Here is a 17333-nt window from a genome sequence, read left to right on the forward strand (position 1 = left end):
CCCCGAGGCCTTGTCGTCAAATTCCCGCCGTCGCCCGGAGGGCGGCCCCGCGGCGTCAGGTGCGTGCTCTCGGCGTGCCGGGCCCTGACCCGTGTACTGGACGTACTCGGGTCAGGGCCCGGTGCGTCGAGAGCGCGTGCCTGGCGTCGCGGGGTAGGCGGGAATTTGACGACAGGGCCTAGGCCAGGGCCCGCTCGCCCGCCTGGCGCATCGCGCCCACCGGGGCCGCCTTGCAGCCGGTCATCTGCTCGACCTGGAGGACAGCCTGGTGGACCAGCAGGTCGAGCCCGCTGACCACGGCGCCGCCGTACGCGGACCAGCGCGCCGCCAGCTCCGTGGGCCAGGGGTGGTACAGCACGTCGAACAGCGTCGTCGGCCGCTCCGGTACAGCCCCGGACAGCGCGTCCGTGGCCCCGGCCGGCGTCGTGGCGATCACCAGCGGAGCGCTCAGAGCCTGCTCGGCGTCCGCCCAGTCCGCCGTACGCACCTCGACATCCAGTCGCTCGCCCCACTGCCGCATCTCGGCGGCCCGGGCGTCGCTGCGCACGTACGCCACGACCTCACCGGTGCAGATGCGCGCGAGCGCGGCCAGCGCTGATGACGCGGTGGCCCCGGCGCCGAGGATCGCGGCGGACTCGACCTGCTCGATACCGCGCTCCCGCAGGGCCGCGACCATGCCGGGGATGTCGGTGTTGTCACCGACCCGCCGCCCGTCCTCGCCGAACACCAGCGTGTTGACCGCCTCAACCGACATCGCCGTCTCGCTGATCTCGTCCAGCAGCGGCATCACGGCCCGCTTGAGCGGCATCGTCAGCGACAGTCCCGCCCACTCCGACCCGAGCTTCTCCACGAACGCGGGCAGGGCCTCCTCGTCGACCTCGAAACGGTCGTAGGTCCAGTCGGTGAGCCCGAGTTCGGCGTAGGCGGCCCGGTGCAGCACGGGAGAGAGCGAGTGAGCGATCGGCGAACCGAGCACGGCGGCACGGTGCTTGCTGGTGGTGCGGCTCATTGCTCGTTCAGTTCCTTCAGGTACTTCTGGCGATTGCGGTTCTGCTCTTCGTTCGTCTCTGCGAACAGCGTCTTCTTCCCCACGGAGACGAAGTAGTACCAGCCACCCTTGGCGGGGTCGAGGGCTCCCTCGATCGCCTGGTCACCGGGGTTTCCGATGGGTCCGGGCGGCAGACCCTTGATCTTGTACGTGTTGTACGGGTCGTCGATCTGCCGCAGGGAGTCGACCGAGCCCGTCGCCAGCTTGGATTCGCCGCGCAGGTAGTTCACCGTCGAGTCGAAGTCGAGCAGACCGTAGGTCTCCTGGTTGGTCGGCTCCAGCCGGTTGTAGACGACGCGCGCGATCTTCCGGAAGTCCTTCTTGTTGTTGCCCTCGGCCTGGACCAGGCTCGCCACCGTGACCACCTGGAGCGGATTCTCCAGCTTGAGGCCCTTCGCCTTGCCCTCGAGGTCGAACTGCTCGTACTTCGCCTTCGCGAGGTCGACCATTTCCTTCAGGACGTCCTTGGGCTTCATCCCCTTGGCCACCGGATAGGTGGAGGGGTAGAGGAATCCTTCCAGCGGATCCTTGATGTCCTCGTTGTCGTTCGCCCACTCGGGAAGGCCGAGCTTCGACCACTCCTTCTCGGCGACGTCAGCGGTGGTGCCCTTCTTTATCCCGAGTTCCTTGTCGATCAGGACGTAGACCTGGGCGTTCCGGAGACCTTCCTGGACGGTGAAGTTGTTCTGGCTCTTGGGGTCGAGCATCAGGGCGAGCGCGCTCTTGGCGGACATCTCCTTCTTGAGGATGTAAACGCCCACCTGGATCTGCGGTTTCGAGGGATCCTCCGCCAGCGCGCTGGTGAACGCCTCCACGCTCGCGACGACCCCGGCGTCCTTCAACCGCTGCCCGATCACCGAGCCGAACTCGCCCTTGCCGACCGTGATCGTGACCGTCTCGTTCGTGCCGGATCCCTCGTAATCGGGAGCTTCGGCGAATCGGCTTTGGTAGAACTGGTACCCGAAATAGCTGACGCCCGCGAAGCCACCGCCGAGGACCACGACGACCACCAGGCAGGCGAGGCCGCTGCGGCGCTTCTTGCCACCCTTGCTCGACTTGCCCGACTTGCTTCCGCGCCCCTTGCGTTCGCTCCGGCCGCCGCGCCCCTCGGCTTCGTCGTCGTCATCGTCGCCACCCGCGAAGAACGCGAGCTCGCCCTGGTCGGGTCCGGGGTCCCAGTCGGTGCGCTCGGCGGTCTGCTGCTCCTCGCGCTCGGGCTCGGGTGCAGCCGGTGCCGTCGGCGCGGGTGCCGGTTCCGCGGCGCGACGGGACGGCGGCTCCGGCGGCGGATACGCGTCGGGCGTGCCGTAGAAGTCCTGCTGACCGCCGCCGTAGGCCGCCGCCTGCTGCTGCCCGTACGGGTCGGAGGGGTCGGGGGTGTACGCACCCTGCGCGTGCTGGGGCGAGCCGTTCGCCCAGCCGCCGTCGCCCTGGCCGTACTGCTGCTGGTCGTTGCCGTGGTACTGCTGCTGATGTCCGCCGGGATACTGCTGCTGCCCCGGGTCGCCGTACTCCTGCTGGTACTGCTGCTGGGCGTAGGCGTCCTGCTGGCCGTTGCCCCAACCGCCGTTGCCGTTACCGTCGGCGTACTGCTGGTACTGCTGCTGTTCGGGGTAGTGCTGCTGTGGCTGGCCGCCGTAGGGGGACTGCTGGCCCACCTGGGCCTGCTGCCCGCCCCATCCGCCGTCCCCGTACAACGGGTCGTCCGGATGCCACGGTTCGGAGCCTGGGCCCCGGCCATACTCAGTCATCGATCCCCTAGAGCCGCGAGGCGGCGGTCACGCGGGGCCTGTGGCTCGGTGTCGTCCCCGCCTCTTTTTGTGCGGTGGCTGTTCGAAGGCCACCGCATCGCGCGGAACGTTACCGTATCGCGATCAGATGACCACTTCGACGCCCTCGCCCGGAGCTTTGCCTGACATCCGTTCGGAATCCAACGCCTGTTGCAGGATGATCACCGCCGCTGCCTGGTCGATGACCGACCTGCCCTTCTTGGATTTCACACCCGAGGCACGCAGTCCTTGACCGGCCGTCACCGTGGTCATCCTCTCGTCGATGAGTCTGACCGGAACGGGCGCGATCATGCGGGCCAACTCCTGGGCGAAACCCCGTACCTTGACGGCCGCCGGACCCTCTCCGCCTTTCAGAGAGCGTGGCAGCCCGACGATTACCTCGATAGGTACGTATTCGTCGACCAGTTGTCTCAATCGCCGCTGGGCCGCCGGGACATCGCGTCCGGGAACCGTCTCGACCGGGGTGGCGAGGATCCCGTCGGGGTCGCAGGAGGCGACCCCGATACGGGCGTCCCCGACGTCGATCGCGAGGCGACGGCCGCGGCGCAGGGCCGGGCCGTCACCTTCGCTCGTGTGATCCGTGGTGCTCACTTGGCCGTCTCGGCGACCAGGCGCTCGACCGCGTCCACGGCCTCGCCGATGGCGGCCGGGTTCTGGCCGCCGCCCTGGGCGACGTCCGGCTTGCCGCCGCCACCGCCGCCGAGCGTCTTGGCGGCCGTCCGGACCAGGTCGCCGGCCTTCAGGCCCCGCTCGCGGGCGGCCTCGTTCGTGGCGATGACCGTGAGCGGCTTGCCGTTCGCCGTCGTGAACAGGGCGACCACGGCGGCCCGACCGCCCTGGATGCGTCCGCGCACGTCGAGCACCAGCTTGCGGAGGTCGTCGGCGGTCGTGCCGTCGGGGACCTGACCGGTCACCAGAGCAACTCCGCGAACGTCCTTGGCGGACTCGGCGAGACCGGCGGCGGCCTGGAGCACCTTCTCGGCGCGGAACTTCTCGATCTCCTTCTCGGCGTCCTTCAGCTTGCCGAGCATGGCGGAGACCTTCTCCGGGAGCTCCTCCGGACGGCCCTTGATCAGCTCCTGGAGCTGGGCGACGACCGTGTGCTCACGGGCGAGGAAGTTGTAGGCGTCGACGCCGACGAGGGCCTCGATACGGCGCACACCGGAGCCGATGGAGGACTCGCCGAGGAGTTTCACCAGGCCCAGCTGGGCGGTGTTGTGGACGTGCGTGCCGCCGCACAGCTCCTTGGAGAAGTCACCGATGGTCACGACGCGGACGCGGTCGCCGTACTTCTCGCCGAACTCGGCGATGGCGCCCTGCTTCTTGGCCTCGTCGATGCCCATGACCTCGGCGTGGACGTCGAGGTCGCGGGCGAGCACCTCGTTGATCTGCTGCTCGACATCGGTCATCACGGCCGTCGGGACGGCGGACGGGGAACCGAAGTCGAAGCGGAAGCGGCCGGGCTGGTTCTCGGAACCGGCCTGGGCGGCCGTCGGGCCGAGTGCGTCCCGCAGCGCCTGGTGGGTGAGGTGCGTGGCCGAGTGGGCGCGGGCGATGGCCTTGCGGCGCAGTACGTCGATGATGGCCTGGGCCTTGGCGCCGACGGTCACCTCGCCGACCTGGACGACGCCCTTGTGGACGTACACGCCCGGCACCGGCTTCTGGCAGTCGCGGATCTCGATGACGGCGCCGGAGTCGACCTTGATGCGGCCGGTGTCGCCGATCTGGCCGCCGCCCTCGGCGTAGAACGGGGTGCGGTCGAGGACGATCTCGACCTCGTCGCCCTCGGTGGCGGCGGGCGAGGAGACACCGTCGACGAGGATGCCGACGACGGTCGACTCGCCCTCGGTGCTGTCGTAGCCGATGAAGTCGGTCTCGCCGGAGTTGTCGGCGATCTCGCGGTAGGCGCCGAGGTCGGCGTGGCCGGTCTTCTTGGCCTTGGCGTCGGCCTTGGCGCGCTCCCGCTGCTCCTTCATCAGGCGGCGGAAGCCGTCCTCGTCCACGGAAAGGCCCTGCTCGGCGGCCATCTCCAGGGTGAGGTCGATGGGGAAGCCCCAGGTGTCGTGGAGCAGGAACGCCTTGTCACCGGCGAGGACCTTGCCGCCGGCGGCCTTGGTCTCGGTGACGGCGGTGTCGAGGATGTTGGTGCCGGCCTTCAGCGTCTTGAGGAAGGCGGCCTCCTCGGCGAGGGCGACCTTCTCGATGCGCTCGCGGTCGGTGATCAGCTCGGGGTACTGCTGGCCCATCATGCCGATGACGACGTCGATGAGGTCCTGGACGACCGGGCCGGTGGCGCCGAGGAGACGCATGTTGCGGATGGCGCGGCGCATGATGCGGCGCAGGACGTAGCCGCGGCCCTCGTTGCCGGGGGTGACGCCGTCACCGATGAGCATCACGGCGGTGCGGATGTGGTCGGTGACCACGCGCAGGGAGACGTCGGAGTCCTTGGCGTCGCCGTAGCGGACACCGGTCAGTTCGGTGGCCTTGTTGATGACGGCCATGGAGGTGTCGATCTCGTACATGTTCTGCACGCCCTGCAGAATCATGGCGAGACGCTCCAGGCCGAGGCCCGTGTCGATGTTCTTGCTGGGCAGCTCGCCGAGGATCTCGAAGTCCTCCTTGGAGGTGCCCTCGCCGCGCTCGTACTGCATGAAGACCAGGTTCCAGATCTCCACGTACCGCTCGTCGTTGACGGCGGGGCCGCCCTCGACACCGAACTCGGGGCCGCGGTCGTAGTTGATCTCGGAGCACGGGCCGCACGGGCCGGGGACGCCCATGGACCAGTAGTTGTCCTTCATGCCGAGGCGCTGGATGCGCTCCTTGGGCACGCCGATCTGCTCGTGCCAGATGCGCTCGGCCTCGTCGTCGTCCTTGTAGACGGTGATCCAGAGCTTCTCCGGCTCCAGGCCGTAACCGCCCTTGTCCTGGGGGCTGGTGAGCAGCTCCCAGGCGTGCTTGATGGCGCCTTCCTTGAAGTAGTCGCCGAAGGAGAAGTTGCCGCACATCTGGAAGAACGTGCCGTGCCGGGTGGTCTTGCCGACCTCTTCGATGTCCGGCGTGCGGACGCACTTCTGCACGCTGGTGGCGCGGGCGAAGGAGGGCTTGACCTCACCGAGGAAGTACGGCTTGAAGGGGACCATGCCCGCGTTGACCAGGAGCAGAGTCGGGTCGTCCGCGATGAGCGACGCCGAAGGGACAACGGTGTGACCGCGCTCCTCGAAGAAGCTCAACCAGCGGCGACGAATCTCGGCCGACTCCATCAGTGGTCCTCATTCCGGTTGTACGGGTACGACGGGTTCTCGCCGTACCTCGAATTCCTGCTGTACTTCGGGGTGTTGCTGTTCTCGATGGCGACGACGCGCCGGGGGGCCGGCAGCTCCGGGCGGTGATCGGGGTTGGCCTCGATGCCGAGTGCCTCACCGAGTTCGGCCTCCCGCTGGGCCATGTTGTCGCGGACGTCGAGCGCGAAGCCGACCGCCCGGTCCTTGAGCTTGTGGCCCGCCTCGATCGCCTTGTTCGCCGCCTGGGTGGCGAGGTGGTCGGGCGTGAGCTGCTTCAGCTTGCGGTTGACCTTGGTGGTCGCCCACACTCCGGCGGCGACACCGGTGGTGAACCAGAACGTACGGCGGAACATCGCTCGGTCAGTCCTTCTTTCCACGGGTGCTGCGCTTGCTCCGACGGGCCCCCGGGACCGTGCGGCCCACGATCACGGTACGCCGCCGGTCACCACCGGGTGCCTCGCCCTCGCGGCGGCCGCCGATGGCCCGGCGCACGCCGTAGCCGAAGGCGGCGACCTTGACGAGGGGGCCGCCGAAGGTGGAGGCGACGGTGGTGGAGAGCGCCGAGGCGTTCGACGTGACCTCCTGGACGTCGGACGCGATGGCGTCGACCCGGTCGATCTGGGTCTGCGCGGAGCGGACGGCGGTGGAGGCGTCGGCGAGCAGGGGGACGGCCTGGTCGGTCACGTCCGCGACGAGTTTGGTGGTCGCCTTGAGCGTCTGGGCCAGCCTCGCCAGCGCGACGGCGAGGAAGGAGACCAGGATCGCCCAGAAGACGGCCACCAGGATCCCGGCCACCTCTCCACCGGACACTGTGTGCCACCCGCTCCCTGAGACATGCCTGAACATCGAGAAGTCGTGTCCCGAGCCTATCGCGCCGGGGCGGTCACTCCGAACCGCATTAACGCCCACCGCAGAAGGCGAGAGCCCGCCGTCCCGCCCGCCGGAAGAGGCGGGAGGACGACGGGCTGACGCGTAATCCGTACTACGTCCGTCGATGGATCAACGGGCGTAGTACTCGACGACGAGCTGCTCGTCGCAGATGACCGGGACTTCCTTGCGGTTGGGCTCGCGGTCCAGGCGGAACGCCAGGGCCTTGAGGTTCACCTGGAGGTAGCGCGGGGTCTCACCGTCCGCGGCGAAGCCACCCTCGCGGGCGATCTCGAACAGCGGCTTCTGACGGCTGCGCTCACGGACCATGACGACGTCGTCCGGCTTGACGCGGAAGGACGGCTTGTCGACCTTCTGGCCGTTGACCTCGATGTGGCCGTGGACGACCATCTGGCGGGCCTGGTAGATCGTGCGGGCGATGCCCGAACGCAGGACCAGCGCGTCGAGACGGCGCTCGAGCTCGATGATCAGGGCCTCACCGGTCTTGCCCTGGACCTTGGAGGCACGCTCGTAGGCGCGGACGAGCTGGCGCTCGGACACGTCGTACTGCGCGCGCAGACGCTGCTTCTCCAGCAGACGGACCTTGTAGTCCGAGTTCTGCTTGCGGCCGCGGCCGTGCTCGCCCGGCGGGTAGGGACGGGCCTCGAAGTACTTGACGGCCTTCGGGGTCAGCGCGATGCCGAGGGCACGCGACTTCTTGACCTTGGGGCGGGACTGGTTCGCCACTGTTTTTCCTTTTCCTGTATTCGGCTGCCTCAGGGTTACGGGAGGTCGCATCCGCAGCCTGGGATTCCCGTCAGGTCCACGAGGGACTTCCGGGCAGCCGCTCCCTGGTCTGGGCACATACGTGCAGCACACGAACGGCCCACCGACCGGTCCCGGGAAGCCGGGTGGTGGTGGGCGGCCCGCGACACCTACGACGGTGCGCGACGCTCCTGGATCCGAGGATCCGGCTGGATGTCCCGCCTGAGGCGCCGACCGGAGCCGGACACGGGACGCAGCACTGAAGGGCAGTCTACAGGGGGTTCAGGACTGCTTCCGACCGAGGCGCTTCCTGGTCCACTCCACGGCGTCCGCGTACCGGGCCTCGGCGCCGTGCCGGGTCGGGGTGTAGTAGGCGCGGTCCTTCAGGTCGTCCGGCGCGTACTGCTGGGCGGCGATCCCCTCGGGCAGGTCGTGCGGGTACACGTACCCCTGGGCGTGGCCGAGCTTGGCCGCGCCCTTGTAGTGGCCGTCCCGCAGGTGGGGTGGCACCGGCCCGGCCAGCCCCTTGCGGACGTCCTCCAGGGCGGCGCCGATGGCGGTGGTCGCGGCGTTCGACTTGGGGGCGAGGGCCAGGGCGATGGTGGCGTGGCTGAGGGTGAGCGCCGCCTCCGGGAAGCCGATCATGGCGACGGCCTGGGCGGCGGCGACGGCTATCGGCAGGGCGTTCGGGTCGGCGAGGCCGATGTCCTCGCTGGCGGAGATCATCAGGCGGCGGGCGATGAAGCGGGGGTCCTCACCGGCCTCGATCATGCGGGCCAGGTAGTGCAGCGCGGCGTCGACGTCGGAGCCGCGGATGGACTTGATGAGGGCGCTGGCCACGTCGTAGTGCTGGTCGCCGTCGCGGTCGTACTTCACGGCGGCCCGGTCGACGGTCTCCTCCAGGGTCGTCAGGCCGATCTCCCGCTCCCCCTTGTCGAGGGCGGCGCCGGCCGCGGCCTCCAGGGCGGTCAGCGCGCGCCGGGCGTCGCCGCCGGCGATGCGCAGGAGGTGGGCCTCGGTGTCCTCGGGGAGGGTGACGGCGCCCTTGAGGCCGCGGTCGTCGGTGAGGGCCCGCTGGAGGAGGCCGCGCACGTCGTCGTCGGTGAGCGGTTCGAGGGTGAGGAGCAGGGAGCGGGACAGCAGGGGGGAGATCACCGAGAAGTACGGGTTCTCCGTGGTCGCGGCGATCAGGGTGACCCAGCGGTTCTCGACGGCCGGGAGCAGGGAGTCCTGCTGGGCCTTGCTGAAGCGGTGGATCTCGTCGAGGAAGAGGACGGTCTCCTTGCCGAAGCCGCCGGTGGCGCGGCGGGCGCCGTCGATGACCGCGCGGACCTCCTTGACGCCGGCGGTGATCGCGGACAGCTCCACGAAACGCTTGTTGGTGGCCTTGGAGACGACGTACGCGAGGGTCGTCTTGCCCGTGCCGGGCGGGCCCCAGAGGATCACCGAGGAGGGGCCGGCGGGTCCGCCGCCGGACTCGCCGACCAGTCTGCGCAGGGGCGAGCCGGGCTTCAGCAGGTGCTGCTGGCCCACGACCTCGTCGAGGGTGCGCGGACGCATCCGCACGGCCAGGGGGCTGGCGGCCGGGTCCTTCTCCTGGCGTTCTTCGGCGGCGGCGGTGAACAGATCGGGCTCCACACTTCCGGAGCCTACGTCAGAGGTCCGACACTCCCGGCCGCGACCGGGTCACGCCCAGAGGTTGGCGCCCCAGCGGGTCAGGATCAGCATGCCGATGACGCCGACGTGGGTGACCGGCAGGACCCAGGTGAACTCGCCGAGGAACCGCTTCAGCCAGCCGGGGGCGGGCAGGAAGTCGTGGCGGACGTTGAACGAGGTCACGTACCAGAACATGGTGATCGTCGCGACCCAGGCCAGCGAGCACCACAGGCACAGCGCGTTGATCCGGTACAGGGACTGGAACTGCAGCCAGGTGCAGAAGACGACGCCGAAGAGGGTGCCGCCGTTGAAGGTCAGCCAGTACCAGCGCGGGAAGCGGGCGCGGGCGAGCAGGCTCATGCCGACGCAGATGACGATGCCGTAGGCGACGAGGCCGAGCATCGGGTTGGGGAAGCCGAAGACGGACGCCTGCTTGCTCTCCATGACGCTGCCGCAGGAGACGATCGGGTTCAGACTGCACCCGGGGGTGAACGTCTCGCCCGCGACCTTGGCTTCGAGGATCTTGAACTTGTCGATCGTGATGACCCAGGCCGCGAGCAGTCCGGCCGCGCCGGTGAGCACCAGCAGGAACGCGAGGGCACGGCCGGCGCCCACCGTGCGCGGGGCGTCGTGGTGTTCGGGTTCTGTGGAGACGTCCCTGACTGTCGTCTTGCTCATCACGTCGTATCCGTAGCGTCGAAGGGGCCTCTGGGGCAGGGTCATTGTGCCCTACACCCTCGCGCGTCCACCGTTCGCTGGACGTAAATGTCGCCCCCGTCGCCCTGATCGGGCGACGGGGGCGGCACCGGCTTGACTCAGCCCAGGCGGGCTTCCAGCTCGGCCACGATCTCGTTCACGCCGATCGCGACCTGCTCGCCGGACTCCATGTCCTTGAGCTGCACGACACCTTCGGCGAGGTCCCGCTCCCCCGCGACGATCGCGTAGCGGGCGCCGCTGCGGTTGGCGTTCTTCATCGCGCCCTTGAGGCCCTTCCCGCCGTACGAGAAGTCGGCCGCGATGCCCACCTTGCGCAACTCGGTGACCTTGGCGAACAGGACCCGGCGGGCCTCCTCGCCGAGCGGGACGGCGAACACGCTGGTGGACGCGGGGAGTTCCAGCTCGACGCCCTCCGCCTCCAGGGCGAGGACCGTGCGGTCGACACCGAGGGCCCAGCCGACGGACGGCAGCGCGGGGCCGCCGATCATCTCGGACAGGCCGTCGTAGCGGCCGCCGCCGCCCACCGCCGACTGGGAGCCCAGTCCGTCGTGGACGAACTCGAAGGTCGTGCGGGTGTAGTAGTCCAGGCCGCGGACCAGCTTCGGGTCGTCCTCGAAGGAGACGCCCGCCGCCGTGATCAGCTCGCGCACCTCCTCGTGGTACGCCTTGCAGGCGTCGCAGAGGTAGTCGCGCAGCAGCGGGGCGTCACCGAGCTGCTTCTGGACCGACTCGCGCTTGTCGTCGAGGACGCGCAGCGGGTTGATCTCCGCCCGCCTCAGGGTGTCCTCGTCCAGGTCCAGGCCGCGCAGGAACTCCTGAAGCGCGGCCCGGTAGACGGGACGGCACTCCTTGTCACCCAGGCTGTTCAGCAGGATGCGGAAGTTCCTGAGGCCGAGCGAGCGGTACGCCTGGTCGGCCAGGATGATCAACTCGGCGTCCAGCGCGGGATCCTCGGCGCCGATGGCCTCGGCGCCGACCTGGGAGAAGTGGCGGTAGCGGCCCTTCTGGGGGCGTTCGTAGCGGTAGTACGAGCCCGAGTACCAGAGCTTGACCGGGAGGTTCCCCGCCTTGTGCAGGTTGGCCTCCAGGGCGGCCCGCAGCACGGAGGCGGTTCCCTCGGGGCGCAGGGCGAGCTTGGTGCCGCCCTTGGTCTCGAAGGCGTACATCTCCTTGGTCACGATGTCGGTGGACTCGCCGACACCGCGCGCGAACAGCTCCACGCTCTCGAAGCCGGGCGTCTCGATGTAGCCGTAGCCGGAGTTGCGCAGCGGCGCGGCGATGGCCTCGCGGACGGCCAGGTACTTGGCGCTGTCCGGGGGCAGCAGGTCGTACGTGCCCTTGGGGGCCTGGAAGGTACTCACGGAAGGTCTCTCGTCACATTCCTCGTCGGGGAGGGGTCGTCGGACCCATTCCCTGGCCGCCGGCCGCCACCTGCCGCAGATACGGGTTGGTGGCGCGCTCCTGGCCGATGGTCGTCTGGGGGCCGTGGCCGGACAGCACCACGGTCGAGTCGTCGAGCGGCAGGCACACGCGGGCCAGCGAGTCGAGCATCTCGGCCATGTCACCGCCGGGCAGGTCGGTGCGTCCGATGGAGCCGGCGAAGAGCAGATCCCCGGAGAAGAACACGGAGGGGATCTCCGTGGTCTCGGGCATCCGGAAGGTCACCGACCCCTTGGTATGGCCGGGCGCGTGCGCGACGGACAGCTCCAGACCGGCCAGCTCCAGCTTCGAGCCGTCGGTCAGCTCCTTGACGTCGCCGGGCTCGCCGATGGTCAGCTCGCCCATGAGCGGCATGCCGATGGAGCGGCCGAGCGCCTTCTCGGGGTCGCTCATCATGTACCGGTCCTCGGGGTGGATCCAGGCCGGTACGTCGTGCGCGCCGCACACCGGGACGACCGAGGCCACGTGGTCGAGGTGGCCGTGGGTGAGGACGACGGCGACGGGCTTGAGCCGATGCTTCTTCAGCGTCTCCTCGACTCCCTCGGTGGCCTGGTGGCCCGGGTCGATGATCACGCACTCCTCACCGGCGGCGGGGGCGACCAGGTAACAGTTGGTCCCCCAGGCCCCGGCGGGGAACCCGGCAATGAGCACGATCGTCCTTCTTGTGTCGTACGAGGGGTGTGTTGCTGTGGATCAGAGCCTACCGGCGCTGCCGTTTCCTCAGCGAACCCATATACGGTACGGGTCACACACAATCAGTCGGCTCAAGAGACGCACGACGCACCCGTCGACGTACGAGACGCATAGGGAGAGAACCCGGTGGTCAGCCAGGAGCAGCGGCGGCGTCAGCTCGCCCGGGAGAAGTTCTTGCGGCAGCAGCAGCGGCGTACCCAGGCGCGGCGCAAGGCGCATGTCCGCAACGCCGTGATCGCGTCGGTTCTGGGCGTGACCGTGGTGGGCAGCCTCGCGCTGTACACGACCGGGGTCCTGAAGGACGACGGCAAGAAGGAGAACGCGAGCTCGGAGGTGTCGCCCAGCCCCAAGCCGAGCAAGGCGCCGGATCCGTGCGAGAAGCCGGCAGCGGGCAAGGTGAAGCCGCTCACCTTCAAGAAGGAACCCGCGCTCACCATCGACAAGACCGCGACGTACACGATGGACCTGCAGACCACCTGCGGTGCCATCGGGATAACGATGGACGCGGCGAAGGCCCCGCACACCGTCAACTCGTTCGACTTCCTGGTGAACAAGGGCTACCTGGACCACACCAAGTGCCACCGTCTCACCACGCAGGGCATCTACGTGCTCCAGTGCGGTGACCCGAAGGGCACGGGCATGGGCGGCCCCGGCTACACGATCCCGGACGAGAACCTGAAGGACCCGCGCCTGAAGGGCAATACGTACCCGGCGGGCACGGTCGCCATGGCGAACCAGTTCAACGCTCAGACCGGTGAGGGCAAGAACAGCGGCGGCAGCCAGTTCTTCCTGGTGTTCCAGGACAGCCAGCTGCCGGCGAACTACACCCCGTTCGGCACGGTCTCCAAGGACGGCATGAAGGTCCTGAAGAAGATCGCCGACGCGGGTGAGAACACGGGCATGGGTGACGGGACGCCCAACGCGACCGTGGTGATCAACAAGGCGACTGTCAAGAAGTCCTGACCGCCAACAGCGAAATTTCGGTCGCGCGGGATGCGGACAGGCAACCCGCCGGTCGCCTATGTTGGCCGTGACGAAACTGTGGACGATGCCCGGGGGAGCCAAGGCCCCCCGCAGGCATCATGTGGAGGAGGCGCTGTGAGCAGCGACCCGTGGGGCCGCGTCGACGAGACGGGGACCGTGTACGTGCGTACGGCCGACGGCGAGCAGGTCGTCGGTTCCTGGCAGGCCGGCTCCCCTGAGGAGGCGCTGGCCTACTTCGAGCGCAAGTACGAGGGCCTGGTCGTCGAAATCGGCCTCCTCGAGAAGCGGGTGAAGACCACCGACCTGTCGGCGAAGGACGCCCAGGCCGCGATCGACCACATTCGCGAGCAGGTGGACGCGCATCACGCGGTCGGTGACCTGGACGCGCTCAAGGTGCGGCTGGACAAGCTCGTCGAGACCGTCGAGGCGCGCCGTGAGGAGCGCAAGCAGCAGCGGGCCAAGCAGTCCGACGAGGCCCGGCACGCCAAGGAGGCACTGGTCGCCGAGGCGGAGGAGCTGGCGCAGTCGGACCAGTGGCGGGCGGCCGGTGAGCGGCTGCGTGCCCTGGTGGACACCTGGAAGGGCCTGCCGAGGCTCGACCGGAAGTCCGACGACGAGCTCTGGCACCGCTTCTCGCACGCCCGCTCGGCGTTCTCCAAGCGCCGCAAGGCCCACTTCGCGCAGCTCGACGCGCAGCGCGAGGAGGCCCGCAAGACGAAGGAGAAGCTGGTCGCCGAGGCCGAGGCGCTGTCGAACTCGACGGACTGGGGTCCCACGGCCGCGCGCTACCGCGAGCTGATGGCCGACTGGAAGGCGGCGGGCCGCGCCCAGCGCGAGCACGAGGACGACCTGTGGAACCGCTTCCGCGGTGCTCAGGACGTCTTCTTCGCCGCCCGTAGCTCGGTGTTCGCCGAGCGTGACGCCGAGCAGGCCGAGAACCTCAAGCTCAAGGAGGAGCTGGCCGGCGAGGCGGAGAAGATCCTGCCCGTGACGGATCTGAAGGCGGCCCGCGCGGCCTTCCGCTCCCTCAACGAGCGGTGGGAGGCCATCGGTCATGTGCCGCGCGACGCTCGTCCGAAGGTGGAGGGCCGGATGCACGCGGTCGAGCGGGCCATCCAGGAGGCCGAGGAGGCGGAGTGGCGCCGGACGAACCCGGAGGCGCGCGCCCGCGCCGCCGGTCTGACGGGCCAGCTCCAGGCCGCCGTGGACAAGCTGAAGGGCCAGATCGAGCAGGCTCGCGCCCAGGGCAACAACGCCAAGGCCGACAAGCTGCAGCGTGAGCTGGAGGGCCGCCAGGCGCTGCTGGACCAGGCGCTGAAGGGTCTGCAGGAGTTCGGCGGCTGACGCCGCGTCCTCGAAGACGGCTGAGGGGCTCCCGTACGTTTCGTACGGGAGCCCCTCACTCGTTGGCGGTCCGAGCCGGGTCAGCCGGGCCTGCGTGCCGAGGTCACCCGGTAGACGTCGTAGACGCCCTCCACTCCCCTGACGGCCTTCAGGACGTGGCCCAGGTGCTTCGGGTCGCCCATCTCGAAGGTGAAGCGGGAGGTGGCGACGCGGTCCCGGGAGGTCTGCACGGCCGCCGACAGGATGTTGACGTGCTGGTCGGACAGGACGCGGGTGACGTCCGACAGCAGCCGGGAGCGGTCCAGGGCCTCGACCTGTATGGCGACGAGGAAGACCGAGGACTGCGTGGGAGCCCACTCCACGTCGAGGATGCGCTCGGGTTCACGGGACAGCGACTCGACATTGACGCAGTCGCTGCGGTGGACCGAGACGCCGCTGCCCCGGGTGACGAAGCCGATGATGGGGTCGCCGGGGACGGGTGTGCAGCAGCGGGCCAGTTTGACCCAGACGTCCTCGACGCCCTTGACGACGACACCGGGGTCGTTGCTGCCGCGCCGCTTGCGGCGGCTGCGGGTGGGCGGGACCGACTCGTCGATCTCCTCGGTGGCCGCCTCCTCGCCGCCGAGGGCCTGGACGAGCTTCTGCACCACGCTCTGCGCGGAGACATGACCCTCGCCGATGGCGGCGTACAGCGCGGAGATGTCCGGGTAGCGCATCTCGTGCGCGAGGGTGACCAGGGAGTCGCCGGTGAGGATGCGCTGGATCGGCAGGTTCTGCTTGCGCATGGCGCGGACGATGGCGTCCTTGCCCTGCTCGATGGCCTCGTCGCGCCGCTCCTTGGAGAACCAGGCGCGGATCTTGTTGCGGGCGCGGGGCGACTTCACGAAGCCGAGCCAGTCGCGGGAGGGGCCCGCGCCGGCCGCCTTGGAGGTGAAGACCTCCACCAGGTCGCCGTTGTCGAGGGTGGACTCCAGGGGGACCAGGCGTCCGTTTACCCGGGCGCCTATGGTGCGGTGGCCGACCTCGGTGTGGACGGCGTACGCGAAGTCGACGGGGGTGGCGCTGGCCGGCAGCGCTATGACGTCGCCCTTCGGCGTGAAGACGAAGACCTCGTTGCGGGACAGGTCGAAGCGCAGGGACTCCAGGAACTCGCCGGGGTCCTCGGTCTCCTTCTGCCAGTCCAGCAGCTGGCGCAGCCACGCCATGTCGTTGAGGTGGTCGTCCTTGCCGGAGGTCCGGGGGGCGTCCGTGCGCACCTTGGAGGCGCCGGCGACGGCCTCCTGCTTGTACTTCCAGTGCGCCGCGATGCCGTACTCGGCGCGGCGGTGCATGTCGAACGTACGGATCTGGAGTTCGACGGGCTTGCCGTTGGGTCCGATGACCGTCGTGTGCAGCGACTGGTACATGTTGAACTTGGGCATCGCGATGTAGTCCTTGAACCGCCCCGGAACCGGGTTCCAGCGGGCGTGGACGGTGCCCAGGGCCGCGTAGCAGTCGCGGACGGTGTCCACCAGGACGCGGATGCCGACCAGGTCGTAGATCTCCGCGAAGTCACGGCCGCGGACGATCATCTTCTGGTAGACGCTGTAGTAGTGCTTCGGGCGGCCGGTGACGGTCGCCTTGATGCGGGCCGCGCGCAGATCCTGCTGCACCTCGTCGGTCACTATGGCGAGGTACTCGTCGCGCTTGGGGGCCCGCTCGGCGACGAGGCGGACGATCTCGTCGTACATCTTGGGGTAGAGGATCGCGAAGGCGAGGTCCTCCAGCTCCCACTTGATGGTGTTCATGCCCAGGCGGTGGGCGAGCGGCGCGTAGATCTCCAGGGTCTCGCGCGCCTTCTTCTCCTGCTTCTCGCGCTTGAGGTAGCGCATGGTGCGCATGTTGTGCAGGCGGTCGGCGAGCTTGATGACCAGGACACGGGGGTCCTTGGCCATGGCGACGACCATCTTGCGGACGGTCTCGGCCTGGGCGGCCTCGCCGAACTTGACCTTGTCCAGCTTGGTGACGCCGTCGACGAGGAGGGCGACGGAGTCGCCGAAGTCGCGGCGGAGCTGGTCGAGGCCGTACTCGGTGTCCTCGACCGTGTCGTGCAGCAGGCCCGCCATCAAGGTGGCGGGATCCATGCCCAGCTCGGCGAGGATCGTGGTCACCGCGAGGGGGTGGGTGATGTAGGGGTCGCCGCTCTTGCGCTTCTGGCCGCGGTGCCAGCGCTCGGCGACCTGGTACGCCTTCTCGATCTGGCGGAGCGTGGACGTCTCGATCTTGGGGTCGTTGCTGCGCACGATCCGCAGCAGTGGTTCCAGGACCGGGTTGTACGGGTTGGAGCGCTGCACGCCGAGGCGGGCGAGCCGGGCGCGGACGCGGTTGGAGGAGCCGGAGCGGGCGGGCTGGCCGGGGGCGGCGGAGCGGGCCGGGGGCGCCGGGGTGGGCGCGGGGCGCTCGGGCGCCGGGGCGGGCCCGGTCCGGCCGGAGTCGGCGGCGGGCTTGGGGCGCGACGGCTCGGCGGCCTTGTCGGCGGGCGCGGACTGGGCGTGCTCGACGGAGCCCTGCGCGGGGTTCTTCGCCTGCGTCGCGTTCTGCGCGGGCTTGGCCGCGGGGCCCGAGGCGGACTCGGGCTTGGCGGCGGTCAGGTGCTGGGCCTCGTCTGGCAAGAGGGCTCCTCGTGCGCGATCCGGGTCCCCCGGTCAGGCTCCGGAGCACCCATGGTAGCCAAGCTGCGCCCCGGGATCGCCTGCAGGCCATGGTGAG

Annotated in this window: 14 protein-coding genes; 2 read left to right on the plus strand and 12 right to left on the minus strand. The window is 69.3% G+C overall.

The genetic code is table 11. The features are described from left to right. Positions 1–178: 178 nt before the first annotated feature. From ACZ4Z2_RS17040 to ACZ4Z2_RS17090, 11 genes are all read right to left on the minus strand, one after another. Positions 179–1009 (minus strand): shikimate dehydrogenase, encoded by an 831-nt coding sequence (locus ACZ4Z2_RS17040; RefSeq protein ID WP_468076723.1) that lies wholly within the window; start codon positions 1007–1009, stop codon positions 179–181. Next, the gene (mltG, locus tag ACZ4Z2_RS17045; protein ID WP_468076725.1) at positions 1006–2799 is read right to left on the minus strand and encodes an endolytic transglycosylase MltG; all 1794 of its coding nucleotides are present in this window, start codon (positions 2797–2799) and stop codon (positions 1006–1008) included. Before mltG ends, ACZ4Z2_RS17040 begins: the two co-directional genes overlap by 4 nt. A gap of 123 nt (positions 2800–2922) precedes the next feature. Then, entirely contained in the window at positions 2923–3429 is a 507-nt protein-coding gene (gene ruvX, locus ACZ4Z2_RS17050; protein ID WP_468076727.1) for a Holliday junction resolvase RuvX, read from the minus strand. Beyond that, complete coding sequence (gene alaS / locus ACZ4Z2_RS17055) at positions 3426–6098, minus strand: alanine--tRNA ligase (protein ID WP_468076729.1); 2673 nt, start codon at positions 6096–6098, stop codon at positions 3426–3428. The genes ruvX and alaS overlap by 4 nt, the downstream gene beginning before the upstream one ends. Next, positions 6098–6472 carry a hypothetical protein gene (locus tag ACZ4Z2_RS17060; protein ID WP_468076731.1) on the minus strand — a complete coding sequence of 125 codons (375 nt, stop codon included), beginning with the start codon at positions 6470–6472 and terminating at the stop codon, positions 6098–6100. Before ACZ4Z2_RS17060 ends, alaS begins: the two co-directional genes overlap by 1 nt. 7 nt (positions 6473–6479) lie before the next feature. After that, the gene (locus ACZ4Z2_RS17065) at positions 6480–6929 is read right to left on the minus strand and encodes a DUF948 domain-containing protein (RefSeq protein WP_468076733.1); all 450 of its coding nucleotides are present in this window, start codon (positions 6927–6929) and stop codon (positions 6480–6482) included. A 189-nt stretch (positions 6930–7118) separates the two neighbouring features. Then, positions 7119–7733, minus strand: coding sequence for a 30S ribosomal protein S4 (rpsD, locus tag ACZ4Z2_RS17070; protein WP_055537226.1), 615 nt, complete (start codon positions 7731–7733; stop codon positions 7119–7121). A 300-nt stretch (positions 7734–8033) separates the two neighbouring features. After that, positions 8034–9389 (minus strand): replication-associated recombination protein A, encoded by a 1356-nt coding sequence (locus tag ACZ4Z2_RS17075; protein ID WP_468076735.1) that lies wholly within the window; start codon positions 9387–9389, stop codon positions 8034–8036. 48 nt (positions 9390–9437) lie between these two features. Beyond that, positions 9438–10085, minus strand: coding sequence for a vitamin K epoxide reductase family protein (locus ACZ4Z2_RS17080; RefSeq protein WP_468076737.1), 648 nt, complete (start codon positions 10083–10085; stop codon positions 9438–9440). A 137-nt stretch (positions 10086–10222) separates the two neighbouring features. Next, the gene (hisS, locus tag ACZ4Z2_RS17085; RefSeq protein ID WP_468076739.1) at positions 10223–11485 is read right to left on the minus strand and encodes a histidine--tRNA ligase; all 1263 of its coding nucleotides are present in this window, start codon (positions 11483–11485) and stop codon (positions 10223–10225) included. A 13-nt stretch (positions 11486–11498) separates the two neighbouring features. Then, positions 11499–12215, minus strand: a complete 717-nt coding sequence (locus tag ACZ4Z2_RS17090; protein WP_468076741.1) for an MBL fold metallo-hydrolase — start codon at positions 12213–12215, stop codon at positions 11499–11501. Positions 12216–12383: 168 nt separating this feature from the next. On the opposite strand from ACZ4Z2_RS17090, the gene ACZ4Z2_RS17095 reads away from it, so the two are divergent. Beyond that, positions 12384–13220, plus strand: a complete 837-nt coding sequence (locus ACZ4Z2_RS17095; protein ID WP_468076742.1) for a peptidylprolyl isomerase — start codon at positions 12384–12386, stop codon at positions 13218–13220. Between the two features lie 135 nt (positions 13221–13355). After that, complete coding sequence (locus tag ACZ4Z2_RS17100) at positions 13356–14585, plus strand: DUF349 domain-containing protein (RefSeq protein ID WP_468076744.1); 1230 nt, start codon at positions 13356–13358, stop codon at positions 14583–14585. Positions 14586–14665: 80 nt separating this feature from the next. Here ACZ4Z2_RS17100 and ACZ4Z2_RS17105 read toward each other — a convergent pair whose 3' ends face one another. After that, a complete protein-coding gene (locus ACZ4Z2_RS17105) occupies positions 14666–17236 on the minus strand; it encodes a RelA/SpoT family protein (protein WP_468076746.1) in 2571 nt (856 codons plus the stop codon). Positions 17237–17333: the final 97 nt, after the last annotated feature.

The organism is Streptomyces sp. NPDC030183 (assembly GCF_055573455.1).

Bases quoted from the DNA above. Each gene is read 5' to 3' on its own strand.
- ACZ4Z2_RS17060 (WP_468076731.1), bottom strand. From the start codon at position 6,472: ATGTTCCGCCGTACGTTCTGGTTCACCACCGGTGTCGCCGCCGGAGTG.
- ACZ4Z2_RS17080 (WP_468076737.1), bottom strand. From the start codon at position 10,085: ATGAGCAAGACGACAGTCAGGGACGTCTCCACAGAACCCGAACACCAC.
- ACZ4Z2_RS17040 (WP_468076723.1), bottom strand. From the start codon at position 1,009: ATGAGCCGCACCACCAGCAAGCACCGTGCCGCCGTGCTCGGTTCGCCG.
- alaS (WP_468076729.1), bottom strand. From the start codon at position 6,098: ATGGAGTCGGCCGAGATTCGTCGCCGCTGGTTGAGCTTCTTCGAGGAG.
- mltG (WP_468076725.1), bottom strand. From the start codon at position 2,799: ATGACTGAGTATGGCCGGGGCCCAGGCTCCGAACCGTGGCATCCGGAC.